This is a genomic window from Burkholderia sp. Bp9012 (assembly GCF_003853825.1).
Classification (GTDB): Bacteria; Pseudomonadota; Gammaproteobacteria; order Burkholderiales; family Burkholderiaceae; genus Burkholderia; species Burkholderia diffusa.
Genome location: NZ_QTQA01000015.1, coordinates 180,879 through 192,742 on the forward strand (window position 1 = coordinate 180,879; position 11,864 = coordinate 192,742).

The window sequence follows — 11,864 nt, forward strand, 5'->3', positions numbered from 1 at the left end:
CAGAGGAGATAGACAGTGGGTATCAGTTACGAAGATCTGGAAGTCGGCAGTACGACCGAAATCGGCCGCTATACGTTCGAATCGGACGATATCAAGGCATTCGCGCAACGCTACGATCCGCAACCGTTCCACCTCGACGAAGTGGCCGGCAAGGCATCGCCGTTCGGTGGACTGGTTGCGAGCGGCTGGCATACGTGTTCGGTGTTCATGAGCCTGCTCATCAAGAAGCTGGGGCCGGATTCGACCAGCATGGGCTCGCCCGGCATCGACTCGATCCGCTGGCTCAAGCCCGTGCGTGCCGGCGACACGATCACGATGTACCAGAAGGTCCACGACAAGCGCGTGTCGGCGAGCAAGCCCGATCGCGGCATCGTGTCGACGGAGTGGATCGGCGTCAACGGTGCCGGCGACACGGTGATCACCGTGCATACCAAGGTGATCTTCGGACTGCGTCATCCGCAAGGAGTGGACGCATGACGGACGTGACAGTGCCGCTTATCGCGTCGGCGCAAGCGCTGCACGAGCGGGTCGGCGCGGAGCCGCTCGCGAGCGGCTGGGTCGAGATCGACCAGCGTCGCGTCGATGGTTTTGCCGACGCCACCGGCGATCATCAGTGGATTCACGTCGATCCCGAGCGGGCGCGGCGCGAGTCGCCGTTCGGCGGCCCGATCGCGCACGGATTCCTGACGCTGTCGCTGATTCCCGCGCTGATGACCGATGCGATGCGCTTCGAGCAGAAGATGGGCGTGAACTACGGACTGAACCGCGTGCGATTCCTGAAGCCGGTGCCGGTCGGCGCACGCGTGCGCGCGCTGTTCGCGGTGAAGGAAGCCGCAGAGGCCGCTCAGGGCGGCGTGCAGGTGACGTGGTCTGTGTCGATGCAGGTCGAGCGTCCGGACGTGCCGTTGCTCGTTTGCGCGGCGGAATTCATCACGCTGCACTATTTCTGATGCGCGCGGCGGCGTCGATGGATGCCGCCGCGTCTCTTGTTGCGTGGTTCGTCAGTGCTTTGCGTATTGCGTCGCACCGAACAGCATTTCGCGCGCCTTGTCGTCCTGCAGCGGCTTGCGCAGCGATGCAAGTACTTCGACGCCGCGCTGCACGGCCGGACGCGCGGCAATCGTTTCGTGCCAGCGCTTCACGTTTGGCAGTTCGTCGAGCGCGATGCCCTGATTCTGCCACGAGCGCGTCCACGGGAACGTCGCAATGTCCGCGATCGTGTACGTGTCGCCGGCGAGAAATTCGGATTCGCCGAGACGCTTTTCCATCACGTTGTACAGGCGCTTCGCTTCGTTCGTGTAGCGATTGACCGCGTACTCGATCTTCTCCGGCGCATACAGCCGGAAGTGATGCGCCTGCCCGAGCATCGGGCCGACGCCGCCCATCTGAAACATCAGCCATTCGAGCGTCGCGTAGCGCTCGGCCGGCTCGGTCGGCAGGAACTTGCCGGTCTTTTCCGCCAGGTACACGAGGATCGCGCCCGATTCGAACAGCGAGATCGGCTTGCCGCCGGGGCCGTCCGAGTCGACGATCGCGGGGATCTTGTTGTTCGGGCTGATCTTCAGGAATTCGGGCTTGAACTGGTCGCCCGCACCGATATCGACCGGATGCGCACGATACGCGAGGCCCGTTTCCTCGAGCATGATGTGTACCTTGTGGCCGTTCGGGGTCGCCCAGCTGTAGACGTCGATCATCGTCAACTCCTTTATTGCATGCGCGAAAACGGCGCCGGCGGGGCGCCGCGACAGGCGGTCATTAGAGCATGGATCGATGCGGACTGCAGGCGACGGAAACGTGCGGCCGCGCGCCTGCGCGTGCATGGCGTTGCGGCGACCGAAACGCCGCTGGAACGGCGATGGCTTGCGTATCAGCGCTTGTAGCGCGGTTGGCGTTTCTCGAGGAATGCGGTAATCCCTTCGAATGCGTCCGCATGATGCAACGATGCGACGAAGTGATCGCGCTCGGTGTCCAGATGCGCATCGAGCGGCTGTGCGGTCGCATCGTCGAGCAGCGACTTGATGCGCGTGAGCGCGTTCGGCGAGATGCCGGCAAGCGAGTCGGCCCACGCGAGCGCGTCGGACAGCGCGGCACCGGGCACGGCGAGCCGATTGACGACGCCGAGCGCATGCAGTCGGTCGGCCGCGACGGGCTTGCCCTCGAACAGGATTTCGGCGGCGAGCGCACGCGGCAGTGCGCGCGAGAGGAACCACGAGCCGCCGCCGTCGGGCGTGAGGCCGACACGCGCGTACGACATCACGAACTTCGCGTCGTGCGCGGCAACGACCAGGTCGCACGCGAGCGCGAGCGAAAAGCCCGCGCCGGCCGCCGCACCTTCGACTGCCGCGATCACGGGCTTGGTCGCTGCGCGGATCGCCGTGATCCACGCGGCGAGTTGATCGATGCTGTCGGCCTGATAGGACGGATCCTTCGAGCGGTTATCGAGCAGCCGGTTCAGGTTGCCGCCCGCGCAAAAGAAGCGATCGGCACCCGTGAGCACGACCGCGCGAATGGCGGGGTCGCGCTCGGCGGTGGCGAGCGCCTCAACGCCGGCCGCATACATGTCGGGATGCAGCGCGTTGCGTGCGCCGGGATTGGACAGCGTGAGGACGAGCGTCGATTCGCTCTCGGGCGGACGCGAGGCCAGCAGTTCAGCACTCATGCGAGTGTGTCTCCATCGGATGGCGAGGCTGCGGCACCGCATGCTACGCGGGCGCATGCGCATACCCGTGAGGGTGCTGCCGCAGCGGATGCGTTGTTGTCGTGACAGACGCGAAACTGCTTTAGACTAGCACGAACGTGCTTTTCAGCGCGACGCATCCCGATGCCGCCGGCATTGCCGCGGTCGCGCTTCAGCAACGAAGGAGACTCCGATGCTACAGCTGTGCGGTATTCCGTTGTCCAACTATTACAACAAGGTGAAGTTCGTCCTGCTCGAACATGACATCCCGTTCGAGGAAATGGCATGCAGCCTGCCGATCAGCGATCCGGCACTGCTCGCCGATTCGCCGCTCGGCAAGATTCCGTTCTTGAAGACGGAAGAGGGCGCGCTGTTCGAATCGCAGGTGATCATCGAATATCTGGCGGCGCGTTATCCCGACAAGGCCATTTTCCCGGCCGGACCGTTCGCGGCCGCGAAGGTGCGTGAACTCGTCGAGACGCTCGAGCTGTATCTCGAATGGACCACGCGCGAGGTCTATACGGAAGCGTTTTTCGGCGGCAAGGTCAGCGACGGGACGAAGGCGCACGTCGAGAAGCGCCTGCCGCGCTCGATCGATGCGTTCAAGCGGATGACGCAGTTCTCGCCCTACGTGCTCGGCGACACGTTCAGTCTTGCGGACATTGCCGCGACGATCCATCTGCCGGTGATCGGCATGGCGACGAAGGCCATCTTCGGTCGCGATTTCCTGCTTGATGCCGGCATTGACTGGAAGGCGCACGCGAAGCTGGTCGGTGAGCGGCCGGCCGCGCAGCGCGTGGCGGCTGATCGCAAGGCCTATGTCGAGGCGACGAGCGCTGCGCGTTCGTAAGCGCAGCGTGGGCGCGGTGTCGTACCGCGCCCGGCCGCCCATGCAGGACTTACAGGCGTGCGAGCCGTTCGAGTGCGGATGCCAGCGTGCTTTCCTGTTTCGCGAAGCAGAAGCGCACGATGCCCGATTCGTGCGGTTCGTGATAGAACGCCGACACCGGAATCGCCGCCACGCCGATCTCCGACGTGAGCCACTTCGAGAATTCCGCTTCGGGCAAGTCGCTGATCGCTGAATAGTCGACGCACTGGAAGTACGTGCCGGGGCAGGGCAGCAGCTTGAAGCGCGTGCGCTCGAGGCCGGCGCGGAAGAAGTCGCGCTTCTTCTGGTAGAAGTCGGGTAGTGTCAGGTACGGTGCCGGATCGCGCAGGTACTCGGCGAGCCCGACCTGCATCGGTGTGTTCACCGTGAACACGTTGAACTGATGGACCTTGCGGAACTCTGCGGTCAGCGCGGCAGGCGCCGCGACGTAGCCAACCTTCCAGCCCGTCACATGGTAGGTCTTCCCGAAGCTCGACACGATGAAGCTGCGCGCGGCCAGTTCCGGGTAGCGTGCGACGCTTTCATGCCGCGCGCCGTCGTAGACCATGTGTTCGTACACTTCATCCGACAGGATCAGCACGTTGGTGCCGCGCACGATCTCCTCGAGCTTGCGCATGTCGGCCTCGCGCCACACGGTGCCGGTCGGATTGTGCGGCGTGTTGATCATGATCATTCGCGTTTTCGGCGTGATCGCGGCGGCCAGGCGATCGAACGGAATCGCATAGTCGGGCGCTTCCAGCGTGACGAACACGGGCTTGCCGCCGGCGAGCTCGATCGACGGCAGATAGCTGTCGTAGGTCGGTTCGACGACGATCACCTCGTCACCCGGATGGACCGCGCACAGGATCGCCGTCAGCAGGGCCTGCGTCGCGCCGGCCGTGACCGTGATCTCGGTGGCGGGATCGTAGAGCCGGCCGTAGACCTGCGCGATCTTGCCGGCGATCGCGTCGCGCAACGGCGCGACGCCGGCCATCGGCGGATACTGGTTGTGACCGTTGCGCATCGCGGTTGCGACCGCGTCGACGATGCGCGGGTCGCAGTCGAAATCCGGGAAGCCCTGGCCGAGGTTCACGGCGCCTTTCTCGGCGGCGAGCGCGCTCATGACCGTGAAGATCGTCGTGCCGACGTTCGGCAGGCGCGAGGGGAAAACGGGAGTCGTGGGCATGTCGGAAGGAGCGTTCATCGATACGGTCGCAAGCGGGTGGTGCCGGGCCCTTCAGGCCGGCGTGGTAGTGGTGGCCAACGCGGCATCGAGCGCGCAGGCTTCGGTAAACGGCGCGGGCTGCGCGATCCGGAAGCCGAAATCGCGCGCGGTGCGCTTCGCGAGCTTGAGCAGCGCACGGTCCTTCGATACGAGCCAGTCCGCCTGCGCGGCGCGCGCAAGCTCGAGGAATTTCTGGTCGTCGCGGTCCTTGCACTTTGGCAGGGGGGGCGCGCCGGCGTCGACGGGCGGTGGCTCGACGAGGCTCGTCAGGCGCGCGACGGTCGCGAGCGCTTCGGCCTTGTCGATCGCGCGCGCCTGAAACTGCGGATAATCGAGCACGAGCACGAGTTCGTTCAGGCAGCGGCCGTCGATTACGGCGGCCAGCGTGCCGCGTTCGAGCGCAGCCCGGATCGGGCGTGTGGCAGGGTCGTCGAATACGAGTATGTCGATCCAGACGTTCGAGTCGAGCACGACGCGATGTGCGGCATGCGGGGCGAGGGAGCGGGGCATTCGTTACAATCGGTGGTTTTCGTCTGACCGCAAGGCACGGCGTGCCAGCGAGCCTCTATGATAATCGTTCTCTCCCCAGCCAAATCCCTCGACTACGATACGCCCGCCCACGTCCCGTCTTACACGAAGCCTGCATTCGTCGACGATGCGTCGGAACTGATCGACGGCCTGCGCAAGTTGTCCCCGCAGGACATCTCGACGCTGATGGACATCTCCGACCCGCTCGCGCGGCTGAACTTCCAGCGCTATGCGGACTGGTCGCCGACCTTCACGACGGCCAACGCGAAGCAGGCTGTGCTCGCGTTCAACGGCGACGTGTACGAAGGGTTCGATGCCAAATCGCTGACTGCCACCGATCTCGACTACGCACAGCAGCACGTGCGCGTGCTGTCAGGCCTGTACGGGCTGCTGCGTCCGCTCGACCTGCTGCAGCCTTACCGGCTCGAGATGGGTACCCGATTCGCGAACGCGCGCGGCAAGGATTTGTATGCGTTCTGGGGCGACCGGATCACGCGGGCGCTGAACGAGCAGCTCGAGACGCGCAGCGGCGCGGCGCGCGTGCTGATCAACTGCGCGTCGACCGAGTACTTCAAGTCGGTCAAGCCGAAACTGCTGGCCGCGCCGATCGTCACGCCGGTGTTCGAGGACTGGAAGGGCGGCCGCTACAAGATCATCAGCTTCCATGCGAAGCGCGCCCGTGGCTTGATGGCGCGCTACATCGTCGAGAACCGCATCGCCGAACCGGCGGCGCTGAAGGATTTCGCGGTGGAAGACTACGCGTTCGATGCCGCTGCGTCGAATGATTCGACTTACGTATATCGCCGGCGAATCGGCGAATGACCAAGCCGGCCGTTCACGAGACGGCCGGCGCATGCATGAGGCCGGACCCGCGGCAAACTGCCGGTTCCGGTCGACACTGGAGAGATAGATGACCCTTTCGATCACCAGCAATTTCGACGCGGGCGCCATCGACGTCGTGTCGTGCGACAGCCCCGACGCGATCCGGCTGCGCGTACGCGGCGACAACCGCTCGGAATTCGCCCAATGGTTCTACTTCCGCTTGACGGGCGCACGCGGTACGCGGTGCGTGATGTCGTTCGAGAATGCGGCCGAATGCGCGTATCCGTCGGGATGGCGTAACTACAGTGCGGTCGCGAGCTACGACCGGGTCGACTGGTTCCGCGTGCCGACGACGTTCGACGGCAAGACGATGACCATCGACCATACGCCCGAGTTCGACAGCATCTACTACGCGTATTTCGAGCCGTACTCGGAGGAGCGTCATGCAGCGTTCCTTGGCGCGGTCCAGCAATTGCCGCAGGCGAGCGTCGTCGAGCTCGGCCGAACGGTCGAAGGCCGTCCGATGTCGCTGCTGACGCTCGGTACGCCGGAGGTCGACGGCGCACCGAAGAAGAAGGTATGGATCATCGCGCGCCAGCACCCGGGCGAGACGATGGCCGAGTGGTTCGTCGAAGGGCTCGTCAAGCGACTGGCCGGGTGGGGCGACTGGACGGGCGATCCGGTGGCGCGCAAGCTATACGACCGCGCGACGTTTTATATCGTCCCGAACATGAATCCGGACGGCAGCGTGCACGGCAACCTGCGCACCAACGCGGCGGGTGCGAACCTGAACCGCGAGTGGATGGCGCCCGATACCGAGCGCAGCCCCGAAGTGCTGGCTGTGCGCGATGCGATCCATTCGATCGGCTGCGACATGTTCTTCGACATTCACGGTGACGAGGATCTGCCGTACGTGTTCGTCGCGGGTTCGGAAATGCTGCCGAGCTTCACGGAGCAGCAGGGCAAGGAGCAGACCGCATTCATCGATGCGTTCAAGGTCGCGAGCCCGGATTTCCAGAACGAGCACGGTTATGCGGCGAGCAAGTACAAGGAAGACGCGCTCAAGCTCGCGTCGAAGTACATCGGCCATCAGTTCGGCTGCCTGTCTCTGACGCTCGAGATGCCGTTCAAGGACAATGCGAACCTTCCGGACGAGCGGGTCGGCTGGAACGGCGAGCGGAGCGCCGCGCTCGGCGCGGCGATGCTGGCGGCAATCCTGGTGCACGTCGAGACGTTCGCGTAAGCGTACCTTCGTCGATATGAAAAAGCCGGCGCATCGCACGATGCGCCGGCTTTTTTGCTTCTGTCGTTGCCGCTCCGTCGGATCAGGACTTCTTCTTCGCGGTTTTCTTCTTCACGGCTTTCTTCTGGCCGCTTGATTTTTGCGTTGCGACGGCCTTCTTGGAGGTGCGGCCGGATGTCTTGGCCTTGCCGCGGTGCGACTTGCCCTTGAACTTCTTCGTCGACGACGACGGGCGCTCGACACGCGGCTTCAGTGGTGGCACCGGATCGTTCCAGCTGAACGCCAGCATTTGTTGTCCGACATAGCCGCAGCGGAATTTCAGCGGTGTCGGATCGCTGCCGTCGCTGTGGACGCCGAGGCCGTCCACGGTGACGATGTTGTCGACCTTCACGCGCTGCTTGCCCTGATCGAACGAATCGTTCCACGGCGTGATCGTCGCGTTGCCATTTTCGAACGCGTTCGGCGCGAAGTCGACGCGGTCGAAGGCCGTCGATGTGCTGGCGATGAAGCTGCCGTGCGCCGCACAATCGGCGACGATCGGATCCGCATGCATCTCATTGACGAATTTGTTGATCAGTTCGGAGCGCTGATCGAGGAGGTCGGCGAATACCGGTGCCGGAAGCGCAAGCGACAGGCCCGCGACACAGGCTGCCAGCTTGCCGAACGCCCGGAAGATCCGGAGCGAGGCAGGTGAGCTGTCCATCTGGTTATTGGTGAGGAGCGAATGAGACATCGGGCACGTATAGATGCCCGATGAAGAACAGGAGTTCAATCTTAGCGTAAAAAAGTCGTGTGGCAGTAGATGTCGCGCTCTCCCGCGCTGCGGAAGCGGATCGTCATGCGCACCGATCGCACCGGGACCGGCGTGTTCAGGCGCGCGGGCCGCCGAGGCGATAGCGCCGAACGTCGAACGTCGTGACCCACGCCGGACGATAGACGGCGATGAGTGCGGTGGCCATGCCGGTGAACCACGCTTCGCCGAGCGCGAGCAGCGCGGTGTTCAGCAGATAGCCTGCGGGAATGACGACGGGCACGCCGTCCGCGAGAACGAGCCGGACACCGGCCGCAGCCGCGGCGACGGTGACGATCGCGATGGCCGGTGACAGGAATCCCTGGCAGGTGATGAACGACGCGAGATTGTGCGGGAGCCGCGCGATCGCGGCGCGTTGCAGCAATGCGGACACGGCGACCGGTAGCGCGCCGTAGATCAGATAGGTGACGCCGACGCCTTGCCACGGCGCATCGAAGACGATAGCGGCGACGGCAGTGACGGCGCCCATCGCGATCAGCGCAAGCGTCCAGTCGAACAGCGTGACGAGCAGCGTCGCGCCGAGCAGGTGCATGACGATGCCGTCTTCGAGCCACGCGTTCGAGGCCCAGAGCACCGTGATCGCGGTGACGAGCGCGAGCCACACGTGCTGGAGCGTTGCGTCCTGGAGACGGACGAAGGGACGATTCCAGAGCGCGAGCGCGAGCAGCGCCACGGCGGCGATCCAGCCACCGATGCCAACCCAGAGCGGAAGCGGTGTGAAAAGAAAACCCATGCGTCCATATTACTCGTTGAGCATCAAAGGTGGGAATCCGCACATGTCGACCGTCGCAATATCGATACTGTCCGATCAGCGCTCGCGCCGAAACCGCGCCGGCGGTTCGGCCGCGAGCGGCAGGTCCCGGGTGTCGGCGTTCGCGGCGGGCAGCGGGTATGGACGGTCGTTCCGTTGCTTGCGCAGCGGAACCGGGCCGCGTTCGCCGATGACGGGCTTGCTTGCACGATCACGGTTCGCCAGCAATACCTCGAGATGCGGCGACAGCCACCCGTTGTAGATCGCGACTGCGGCGGCACGGTTTGCCGCGCCCAGCTGCTGGAAGATGCTTGCGAGGTGGATCTTCACGGTACCTTCGCTGATGCCGAGCGTGCGAGCGATCATCTTGTTGGTGCTGCCCATATGGACGAAGCGCATGATCTGCGCCTGTCTCGGCGAGAGGAGGCCGCTTGGCGGGCGACGCGGCAGCGATCCTGCGAGCGTCTGGAAATGGGCGTCGTGGCGTACTGCGGCAGTGGAGGGCAGCAGGCTGAGTGCGATGGGCGGGATGTAATGGCCGCCCAGCAGAACCATTTCGAGTGCCCGCACGATCAGGTGCGGCCGCGTGGAGTGCGGGATCACACCCGCGACGCCATAGTTGTAGAAGCGCTGGATGGCTTCCGGCGTGGATTCGTCGATCAGTACTGCGGCGGGTGTCGGCGAGCAGGCGCTGCAGAGCGCCTGGAGTTCGCAGAGGCGGCCGACGTCCAGCCAGTCGATGGCAACGAGGTCGAAGCGCTGGGTGCGCAGCAGCCGGCGCGCCTGGAAGCCATCGGGCGCATCGTTGATACTGGCGTGACGGTCGATCTGCCGCAGCAGGGCCTTCAGTCCGTCACGCCGTTCGGCGTCTGAGTTCAGCACCAGGAACCGCATATTCAACCTCCGTAAGGTGAGTCATTGAGCTGCCGTTGGCATGCGTTGGATCCGATAATGACAAAAACCTTACACGAAGTCTGCTTGGCTGAAAGGCTTAGGAGAAGTCTGAAATTTCGAGTGAGGGAAATGCGGACGAGAAAAAAGCCGCTCCGGCTGGAACCGGGAGCGGCTTCGTCGGGCAGGCGCTGGGGGCCTGCGGTGCACGATCAGTGAAAGTGCGGTTGGGCGGGCGACGCGTCTTCTGGCATTTCCGCGTGGACGATCTCGCCGAGCGGATCCGCATAGAGCGGCACGCCGCAGTCGTCGCAGTATTCAGGCTCGAAGCGGCCCGCGTGCCGGCGGACGTCGGTCACGCCGCATTCCTTCAGCAGACTTACGATCTCCTCAAGCGGCCCTTCGATCGGTGCTTCACCTTCGAGCGTCGCGCTGTCGATCGACACGTCGCCGTTTTCGCGGCCGTAGAGCGGCCACACGACGCCATAGATCACGTCGTTGCTGGCGCGTCGCGTGAAGCCGACGCGATACTCGTCGATCCGGCGCTCGCCGAAGCCCGCGACCACGGCGCGCAGCTCTTGCGGTGCCGTACCAAGTGTGTCGAAAAGATAACGTATAGCCGTTCGGACCGTGTGCGGACGGATGCGCTCGTCCGCATCACGGCAGGCCGAATAGTATGCGTCCGGGAGCAGGCATTCGAACTCGCAGCCGGGGAGGGCAATCGACAGGTTCGGACCACCCTGCGCGGTCCATTGCTCGAGACACTGACCGCGTTCGATCCGATTGCCGTGCTCTTCTTCCTGCCAGCGGAACAGCGGTGCGCCGGCTGGAGCGGCGACGACGGCGAGGAGGAAGCGCGGGTCAGCCAGGATCGGCGAGGTTTCAGGCAGGTCGCCGAAGCTGAGCTTGGCTGCATGCTGGCCGAGCGCCGCGTGCGCGAGTTGCTGGGCGAGCCGGTAGGTCTCGACGTGGTGGCGCGGCAATTGGTCGATGCTGTAGAGGAACGGGGCCAGCCCGACCAGCGTGCCGGTAGCGAGCACGTGCGCCTGAAGGTGCGTGCGCAATGCGTCGGCGACGTCGCCTTTCAGCGGGCCCGACGGGATCATATAGCGCGTCCAGGCAAGAACGGGAACGGCGACCAGCAGCGCATCGTACGGCTGGCCGTCGTGCTCGATCACCATCGATTCACTATGCGTCTCGGCCATGTCGGCGAGCGCGCCATAGGCGTCAGGGTGGTTCTGCTGCAGATGGTCGAGTGCCGCGTCGAGCGTGGTCTGGTTGCCGTTGCGAACGATCTTGGCGAGTAGCGCATCGAGCTTCGCTTCCCAGAAGCGATCCTCGATGCGGCTGCCCGAGGCGAAGAGCGCAAGCGACAGGCCGACCAGTTTGTCGGCGTCGGGGGGGAGGCGTTTGGCGATTCGCTGGCGCATATTAAATACGTATAGAAAGGGGCGAAGAACCTCACATTCTAGTCCGTTCTTTGCACCATAAGCGGTCTCGTGCTCCGGCATGGCCGGAAGGCCGAATCGGCGGGGATGAAGAAAAATCCATCAACCCCTTGCGCGATTGCCGGGAGCTGCTTAGAATCACGCCTCTTTCGCGCTAACGGAAACGCGGCGCGGGGGAAGAAGGGAAGTGGTGCGATGGAGGGGCGGTTGTAGAGCCCCGGCGCACATGAAGTTGAACCTAGTCGTCGCAACGAAGCAGTTCAAAAAGTTGTTGACTGACTGAAAAAGACGGTTCATAATCTCGCTTCTCTGCTGCTGAAAACGCAGCGCTGCTGAGAAACTTCAGGTTTCTCGCAGAAATGCTCTTTAAAAATTAACAGCCGATAAGTGTGGGCGCTTGATGGAAGCGAGCTGATCTTCGGGTCAGATAGCGAAAGTATCAAGAGTCTCACACTAAAGTAAGTCAGGTTTATGAAGTGATTCATATTCCTGTCAGCTTTGAGTGAGCGACCGGTTCTTAACCGAACCGAAAACAGTAACAGGTTTAAACTGAAGAGTTTGATCCTGGCTCAGATTGAACGCTGGCGGCATGCCTTACAC

At 63.8% G+C, this 11,864-nt stretch carries 13 protein-coding genes; 5 read left to right on the plus strand and 8 right to left on the minus strand.

Features of this window, described 5'->3' with window-relative positions:
* Positions 1 to 15 precede the first annotated feature (15 nt).
* Positions 16 to 477 (plus strand): MaoC family dehydratase, encoded by a 462-nt coding sequence (locus tag DIE11_RS21490; protein ID WP_124626888.1) that lies wholly within the window; start codon positions 16 to 18, stop codon positions 475 to 477.
* The gene (locus tag DIE11_RS21495; RefSeq protein ID WP_059600440.1) at positions 474 to 950 is read left to right on the plus strand and encodes a MaoC family dehydratase; all 477 of its coding nucleotides are present in this window, start codon (positions 474 to 476) and stop codon (positions 948 to 950) included. The genes DIE11_RS21490 and DIE11_RS21495 overlap by 4 nt, the downstream gene beginning before the upstream one ends.
* Positions 951 to 1,001: 51 nt before the next feature.
* On the opposite strand, the gene DIE11_RS21500 is transcribed toward DIE11_RS21495, so the two are convergent.
* Positions 1,002 to 1,694: a glutathione binding-like protein gene (locus DIE11_RS21500; protein ID WP_059600441.1), complete on the minus strand. Its 693-nt coding sequence runs from the start codon at positions 1,692 to 1,694 to the stop codon at positions 1,002 to 1,004.
* A gap of 173 nt (positions 1,695 to 1,867) precedes the next feature.
* Complete coding sequence (locus tag DIE11_RS21505) at positions 1,868 to 2,659, minus strand: oxepin-CoA hydrolase, alternative type (RefSeq protein ID WP_124626890.1); 792 nt, start codon at positions 2,657 to 2,659, stop codon at positions 1,868 to 1,870.
* Between the two features lie 211 nt (positions 2,660 to 2,870).
* On the opposite strand from DIE11_RS21505, the gene DIE11_RS21510 reads away from it, so the two are divergent.
* A complete protein-coding gene (locus DIE11_RS21510) occupies positions 2,871 to 3,527 on the plus strand; it encodes a glutathione S-transferase (protein ID WP_059600443.1) in 657 nt (218 codons plus the stop codon).
* Between the two features lie 49 nt (positions 3,528 to 3,576).
* Here the strand turns inward: DIE11_RS21510 and DIE11_RS21515 are convergent, their stop codons facing one another.
* A complete protein-coding gene (locus tag DIE11_RS21515) occupies positions 3,577 to 4,749 on the minus strand; it encodes a pyridoxal phosphate-dependent aminotransferase (protein ID WP_124626892.1) in 1,173 nt (390 codons plus the stop codon).
* A 33-nt stretch (positions 4,750 to 4,782) separates the two neighbouring features.
* Positions 4,783 to 5,280, minus strand: coding sequence for a putative toxin-antitoxin system toxin component, PIN family (locus DIE11_RS21520; protein ID WP_124626894.1), 498 nt, complete (start codon positions 5,278 to 5,280; stop codon positions 4,783 to 4,785).
* Positions 5,281 to 5,337: 57 nt separating this feature from the next.
* Between DIE11_RS21520 and yaaA the strand changes: the two genes are divergently transcribed.
* Both yaaA and DIE11_RS21530 read left to right on the plus strand, forming a co-directional pair.
* Complete coding sequence (gene yaaA / locus DIE11_RS21525; protein ID WP_059600446.1) at positions 5,338 to 6,120, plus strand: peroxide stress protein YaaA; 783 nt, start codon at positions 5,338 to 5,340, stop codon at positions 6,118 to 6,120.
* 88 nt (positions 6,121 to 6,208) lie between these two features.
* Complete coding sequence (locus tag DIE11_RS21530) at positions 6,209 to 7,363, plus strand: M14-type cytosolic carboxypeptidase (RefSeq protein WP_124626895.1); 1,155 nt, start codon at positions 6,209 to 6,211, stop codon at positions 7,361 to 7,363.
* A gap of 82 nt (positions 7,364 to 7,445) precedes the next feature.
* Here the strand turns inward: DIE11_RS21530 and DIE11_RS21535 are convergent, their stop codons facing one another.
* The 4 genes from DIE11_RS21535 to DIE11_RS21550 form a co-directional block, all read right to left on the minus strand.
* Positions 7,446 to 8,096 (minus strand): BspC domain-containing protein, encoded by a 651-nt coding sequence (locus tag DIE11_RS21535; RefSeq protein WP_124626897.1) that lies wholly within the window; start codon positions 8,094 to 8,096, stop codon positions 7,446 to 7,448.
* Positions 8,097 to 8,232: 136 nt separating this feature from the next.
* Positions 8,233 to 8,907 carry an energy-coupling factor ABC transporter permease gene (locus DIE11_RS21540; RefSeq protein WP_059600449.1) on the minus strand — a complete coding sequence of 225 codons (675 nt, stop codon included), beginning with the start codon at positions 8,905 to 8,907 and terminating at the stop codon, positions 8,233 to 8,235.
* A 75-nt stretch (positions 8,908 to 8,982) separates the two neighbouring features.
* Positions 8,983 to 9,819, minus strand: coding sequence for a response regulator transcription factor (locus tag DIE11_RS21545; RefSeq protein WP_124626899.1), 837 nt, complete (start codon positions 9,817 to 9,819; stop codon positions 8,983 to 8,985).
* Between the two features lie 209 nt (positions 9,820 to 10,028).
* Complete coding sequence (locus tag DIE11_RS21550) at positions 10,029 to 11,246, minus strand: DUF2863 family protein (protein ID WP_059533163.1); 1,218 nt, start codon at positions 11,244 to 11,246, stop codon at positions 10,029 to 10,031.
* Positions 11,247 to 11,864: the final 618 nt, after the last annotated feature.

Excerpts from the sequence above, each read along its gene's own strand:
- DIE11_RS21495 (WP_059600440.1), top strand. The coding sequence starts at position 474 with ATGACGGACGTGACAGTGCCGCTTATCGCGTCGGCGCAAGCGCTGCAC.
- DIE11_RS21500 (WP_059600441.1), bottom strand. The coding sequence starts at position 1,694 with ATGATCGACGTCTACAGCTGGGCGACCCCGAACGGCCACAAGGTACAC.
- DIE11_RS21505 (WP_124626890.1), bottom strand. The coding sequence starts at position 2,659 with ATGAGTGCTGAACTGCTGGCCTCGCGTCCGCCCGAGAGCGAATCGACG.
- DIE11_RS21510 (WP_059600443.1), top strand. The coding sequence starts at position 2,871 with ATGCTACAGCTGTGCGGTATTCCGTTGTCCAACTATTACAACAAGGTG.
- DIE11_RS21515 (WP_124626892.1), bottom strand. The coding sequence starts at position 4,749 with ATGAACGCTCCTTCCGACATGCCCACGACTCCCGTTTTCCCCTCGCGC.
- DIE11_RS21520 (WP_124626894.1), bottom strand. The coding sequence starts at position 5,280 with ATGCCCCGCTCCCTCGCCCCGCATGCCGCACATCGCGTCGTGCTCGAC.
- yaaA (WP_059600446.1), top strand. The coding sequence starts at position 5,338 with ATGATAATCGTTCTCTCCCCAGCCAAATCCCTCGACTACGATACGCCC.
- DIE11_RS21530 (WP_124626895.1), top strand. The coding sequence starts at position 6,209 with ATGACCCTTTCGATCACCAGCAATTTCGACGCGGGCGCCATCGACGTC.
- DIE11_RS21535 (WP_124626897.1), bottom strand. The coding sequence starts at position 8,096 with ATGTCTCATTCGCTCCTCACCAATAACCAGATGGACAGCTCACCTGCC.
- DIE11_RS21540 (WP_059600449.1), bottom strand. The coding sequence starts at position 8,907 with ATGGGTTTTCTTTTCACACCGCTTCCGCTCTGGGTTGGCATCGGTGGC.
- DIE11_RS21545 (WP_124626899.1), bottom strand. The coding sequence starts at position 9,819 with ATGCGGTTCCTGGTGCTGAACTCAGACGCCGAACGGCGTGACGGACTG.
- DIE11_RS21550 (WP_059533163.1), bottom strand. The coding sequence starts at position 11,246 with ATGCGCCAGCGAATCGCCAAACGCCTCCCCCCCGACGCCGACAAACTG.